We start from the raw sequence: 4,800 nt of genomic DNA, 5'->3' as shown, positions 1-4,800 counted from the left end.
AACGGCCACCTCAGCCCCAACGAATACGAACGCCGACACCACGCCGCTAAACTCACGCTCGCCGCGTGATCAAAGACGCGTGTCCACCATCACGGAGGAAGGCCCCGTCCCCGAGGACGTCGACCTCGCCGCATGACCACAGCAAGCCAAACCACCCCAAACCAAGCCTGGGCGCCTTGCCGAAACACATAGAGGCACCCCCCCCACGCGGCCAACCTCTTGTGGTACGCGGCGGGGTGACCGGCCATCAGGCAGCGGGTGTCCGACAAGGGATGTGCCGTACCTCACGTGAACTTTCGGCCGACTTGCACACGTTGGCGAGATGAGTACATGCACACGTGTTCTCACGGACGTGACCGGACGGTTCCGCGCCCGTGCGGCGCGGCGGGACGCGGAAGAGGCTGAGGCACGATGGACGACGACAAGACGGTGTGGCTCCCGTACCGACCGGAACGGATTCCCCGCCTGCCGGAGGGACTCTCCTACCGCTACTGGGACGGTTCGGCCTCGCTGCCCGGTGACCCGCGCGAGGTGCGGTTCCTGGTTGGACCGCCGGTGACCGGGTCGGAACGCGTCTTCGCGCACCTGCTGCCGCGGGCGGTCGACGTCGAGGTCGTCCAGCTCCTCAGCTCGGGATACGACCACATGGTGCCGCTGCTCGACCTGCTGCCGTCCGGTGCCCGGCTGGCGACCGCCCGCGGAGTGCACCGCGAGGCCACCGCGGAGCTGGCCGTCACCCTGCTGCTGGCCCTCGCCCGGGGCCTGGACCGCTTCGTACGCCGTCAGGGGGACGATGACCGGTGCCGGGGCACCGGCACCACGCTGGTCGGCAAACGGGTCGTGGTGGTCGGTTACGGCGCCGTGGGCGCGGCCGTGGCGGCACGGCTCGGCGTGTTCGGCTGCGAGGTCGTCCTCGTGGCCAGGACTGGGCGTACGACCCCGGCGGGCCGCGTGCACGGCGCGGCGGAACTGCCCGCGCTGCTGCCCACGGCCGACGCGGTGGTGCTGTGCGCACCGCTGACCGAGGCCACACGCGGCATGTTCGGCGCGGCGGAGCTGGCCCTGCTGAAGGACGGCGCCTTCCTGGTGAACGTCGCCCGCGGGGAACTGCTGGACACCGCGGCGGCGGTGCGCGAGGTGCGCGGCGGTCGGCTGCGCATCGCCCTCGACGCGACCGATCCCGAGCCGCTGCCCGAGGGCCATCCCCTGTGGGAGCTCCCCGGCGCCATCGTCACTCCGCACGTGGCCGCCTTCACCGACGCGTTCCCGCAGACGAGCGTGGACTTCCTGCGGCGGCAGCTGAACCGGTTCGCACGCGGCGCGGAACTCGACAACGTCGTCCACACGGCCGGGTACGGACACGAGTCCGAGAGCGACCACGCGCACACGTACGAGCACCTGGCCGGTGAGCGGGTTGCCTAGGCGGGGGACGACCGACGTGCGGGGTGGATACCTTAGGATAGTCGGACCGTACGCCGATCCGGTGCGGGTGCTCGGTTTCTACGAGCGGGACGGGCACTCCGACGCGTCGGCGGCGTGGGAGTCGTTCACCTCCGTCTGGAACTGGTCCGCTCCGCTGGCCGCGGCCCTGCCCTGGGATCCGTCCGGCGCGGGTCCGCTCGTGCGAGGGGTCGCGGGCGGGTTCTCGGTGTCGGGGCAGTGGCGGCTGCCGGCGGCGGGGACGGCGGGGTCGAGGGCGGCGGTGACGGGCGGTCGGTGGCTGGCGTTGCGGCTGGCCGAGCACCCGCACGGGCCCGGGGACAGGTTCGGGGTGGGCGACCCGGACGTGTTCGTGGTGTCGTCGAAGGTACTGCCCGGGCCGTCGCGCGACCCCCACGCCGCTGGGGACGGCCGTGCGTCCGGGGGCGTGGGCGGCGGTGCGGCCGGAAGTGCGGACAGGGGTACGGACGGGCCCTGGGCGGTGTTCCGGCTGGCGGACGTGTACGTGCCGGGCGGGTTCGCCACCAGCTCGTCCGGCACCCCGCTCGGGGCCGGGGACGCGGTGTTCGTCTGGGCGGCGGTGGCGGGCATGGCGTTCGGCGCCGCGCGGCGGCTGACCGACGCCCTGGCCGCGCTCGGCACCCACGGCGCCGCCGTGTCGTCTGCCGTGTCACCCGTCGCGGCGGCGGCCGAGCTGGCCGCCGCGCTGCACGACGAGCGGCTGAGCCTGGCGGCGCGGCTGCACGGGGTCTCCCGGGCGGCGGGGGCCAGGCCGGCCGCCGAGGCGGTACTCGCCGAGCGGGTCCGGCGGGCGGGCCGGCTGGTGCACCAGGTGGTCTCGGCGGCGTACGAGTACGGTCTGGCCTGCCGGGGGAACGCGGCGCGGGACCCCCTGATTTCCCTGGTGGACGACAGCACCCCGATACTGCAGTACATGCGGTACGCGGTGGACCTGCTGCCGCCCGACGAGAGGACCCCCACGGTGGAAGGCGATACACGGTGACGACCGTCGCATATCAGGGTGAGCGCGGCTCGAACTCGGCGACCGCTGCCAGCGCGCTGTTCCCGGACGGCAGCGAGCTGCCCTGCACGGGTTTCGAGCAGGCGCTGGACGCGGTGACGCTGGGCACGGCGGATGTGGCGGTGATCCCGGTCGACAACTCCGCGGCGGGCCGGGTGGCGGACGTGCACCACCTGTTGCCGGAATCGGGACTCTTCATCGTCGGCGAGTACTTCCTGGCCGTCCGCTTCGACCTGATGGGTGTCGCCGGCGCCTCCCTCGATCAGGTGGAGTGCGTGCGCAGCCACGTGCACGCGCTCGGGCAGTGCCGCAAGCTGCTGCGCGAGGGCGGCTGGCGCACGCTGGTCAGCGACGACACGGCGGGTTCGGCGCGTGAGGTGGCCGAGCTGGGCGACCCGCGGCATGCGGCGCTCGCTCCGCCCGCCGCCGCCGGTCTGTACGGGCTCGACGTGTTGCGTGCGGGGGTCGAGGACGATCCGGACAACACGACGCGGTTCGTGGTGCTCTCCCGGGAGCAGGGCCCCTGGCCGGGCACGGACGGGCCCACGGTGACCAGCCTGTTCTTCTGCGTGCGCAACATTCCCAGCGCCCTCTACAAGACGCTCGGCGGGTTCGCCAGCAGCGGCGTGAACCTCACCAAGATCGAGAGCTACCAGATGGGCGCCGGGCTCAACCCCAGCCGCTTCTACGTCGAGATCGAGGGCCACCCCGACGAGCCCAACGTGGTGCTCGCCCTCCAGGAGCTGCGCTTCTTCTCCTCCGAGGTGCGTGTCCTCGGCGTCTACCCGTCCCACCCCCACCGGCGGGGCGAACGCCCCGCCTGAGCGAGCGGCGAGCGGCGAGTAACGAGCAGCGGCCAGCGAGTCAGCGACCGCCGAAGTCACTGCCGGGGGCCGGGGTAGGCCCTCGGCAGGCGCATGCCGCGCTCGACCATCAGGGTGCGGACGCGGTCCGGGTAGTCGGTGATGACCCCGTCGACCCCCAGGTCCATCAGCGCCTCCAGCGTCGCGGGGTCGTCGCAGGTCCACGGGACGATCTTCAGGCGGCGCCGGTGTGCCTCGGCCACCATCCGGGCGTCGGGGTAGAAGCGGAAGCCCGGGTCGGTGACCGTGCCGTTCTGCGGGAAGCCGTAGCTGGGGGAGAGCGTGGTGAGGCCGGGGACGGCAGCGGCGGCGGCCTTCATGAAGTCGCCGTCGTAGTCGTCGGCGTCGACACCGCCGAGCCACGGTGACGCGCCGGGCTCGCCCTCCTGAAGGAAGTCGTAGTTGGTCAGCGTCACCAGCGGGTATGACGGCGCGAGCCGGTGCATCGTCTTCAGGGTGCCCCAGTCGAAGGACTTGATGGTGACCTGCCGTTCGATGCCCGAGCGGTGGATCTCCTCGTACACGCGACGCCCGAACAGATCGCGCGGCGCGGTCTGTTCGGGCGCTCCGGCTTCCACCTTGGTCTCGATGTCGAGCTTGACCTGCCGGGCCCGACGACCTTGCGGTCCTTGGTGATCTGCGTGTCCAGCTCCAGGGTGCTCACCCCCAAGCGCAGCGCCTTGCCGAACCCTTCCAGGGACTCCTCGGTGGTCAGGCCGAGCCCGCCGCGGTGGGCCTGGAGGTCGAAGGTGGCTCGGGGGGTGCCCCTATGGGTTTCGTCAAGGTCTGAGGCCAGTAGGTTCGTGTGGTCGGGCGTGGGAGCCGAGCCGGAGGGGTGTGCATGGGTGATAGGCAGGTCACGATCAAGCTCACGAGCGACGAGGCGCTGGTGCTGTCGCACTGGCTGGAGAAGCTTCAGATGACGGACCTCAGTGGCGTCGTCGACGATCCTGCGGTCTGGGCGCCGATCCACCGAATCGCCGGAACGCTGGACAAGTCGCTTCCAGAGCTGTTCGCACCCGACTATGACCGGCGGCTTGAGGCTGCTCGTCAGCGACTTCGGCCGGAGGACTGACCGATCGGTATGAACCTTCACCTGGCCCCTGCGGGATGGGGCTCGTAGAAGGTGCCGTCGCGGAGCATCGCGAACAGCACGTCCGCCCGGCGTCTCGCGAGGCAGAGAAGGGCTTGGGTGTTTGTGTCCTGAACGCGGAAAGGGATCTGTTTGTAGGGCAGTTCCTGGAAGCGATGCTGTGCGAGAGATGAAGGTATGGCCCTTCGAAGTCGCCCTGCGGGGGGAGGCTTCAAACCACCTCATGCTGCGTTGGCTGAAGACCGTCGTGGTGAGCGATGAGGAAAAGGCATCCAAGAGGTGTCAGGTCGGTAGTTGTCAAGTCAAATGAGACGTTCGCGGTGCTATGAACCTTGTGGTTCGGGTTGCCTTCGTTTCGCCGGGTCGTTGATCCAGACCTGGCC

General features: G+C 70.8%; 4 protein-coding genes and 1 pseudogene. 4 read left to right on the top strand and 1 reads right to left on the bottom strand.

Annotated elements, in window-relative coordinates; translation table 11 throughout:
• Nucleotides 1–411 precede the first annotated feature (411 nt).
• From ACFC02_RS41680 to ACFC02_RS41670, 3 genes are all read left to right on the top strand, one after another.
• Nucleotides 412–1,422: an NAD(P)-dependent oxidoreductase gene (locus tag ACFC02_RS41680; protein ID WP_376368098.1), complete on the top strand. Its 1,011-nt coding sequence runs from the start codon at nt 412–414 to the stop codon at nt 1,420–1,422.
• Nucleotides 1,423–1,483: 61 nt separating this feature from the next.
• A complete protein-coding gene (locus ACFC02_RS41675; RefSeq protein ID WP_376368096.1) occupies nt 1,484–2,443 on the top strand; it encodes a hypothetical protein in 960 nt (319 codons plus the stop codon).
• Nucleotides 2,440–3,285 (top strand): prephenate dehydratase, encoded by an 846-nt coding sequence (locus ACFC02_RS41670; RefSeq protein ID WP_376368094.1) that lies wholly within the window; start codon nt 2,440–2,442, stop codon nt 3,283–3,285. Before ACFC02_RS41675 ends, ACFC02_RS41670 begins: the two co-directional genes overlap by 4 nt.
• Before the next feature lie 56 nt (nt 3,286–3,341).
• Here ACFC02_RS41670 and ACFC02_RS41665 read toward each other — a convergent pair.
• Nucleotides 3,342–4,120: pseudogene (locus tag ACFC02_RS41665) on the bottom strand (glycerophosphodiester phosphodiesterase family protein).
• Nucleotides 4,121–4,165: 45 nt separating this feature from the next.
• Between ACFC02_RS41665 and ACFC02_RS41660 the strand changes: the two are divergent.
• Complete coding sequence (locus ACFC02_RS41660) at nt 4,166–4,399, top strand: hypothetical protein (protein WP_376368092.1); 234 nt, start codon at nt 4,166–4,168, stop codon at nt 4,397–4,399.
• Nucleotides 4,400–4,800: the final 401 nt, after the last annotated feature.

It is taken from the genome of Streptomyces sp. NPDC056160, from assembly GCF_042268205.1.
GTDB lineage: Bacteria > Actinomycetota > Actinomycetes > Streptomycetales > Streptomycetaceae > Streptomyces.
The sequence above is the reverse complement of the archived record's forward strand: the minus strand, read 5'-3'. Positions and strand labels throughout refer to the sequence as shown.

Excerpts from the sequence above, each read along its gene's own strand:
- ACFC02_RS41680 (WP_376368098.1), top strand. The coding sequence starts at position 412 with ATGGACGACGACAAGACGGTGTGGCTCCCGTACCGACCGGAACGGATT.
- ACFC02_RS41660 (WP_376368092.1), top strand. The coding sequence starts at position 4,166 with ATGGGTGATAGGCAGGTCACGATCAAGCTCACGAGCGACGAGGCGCTG.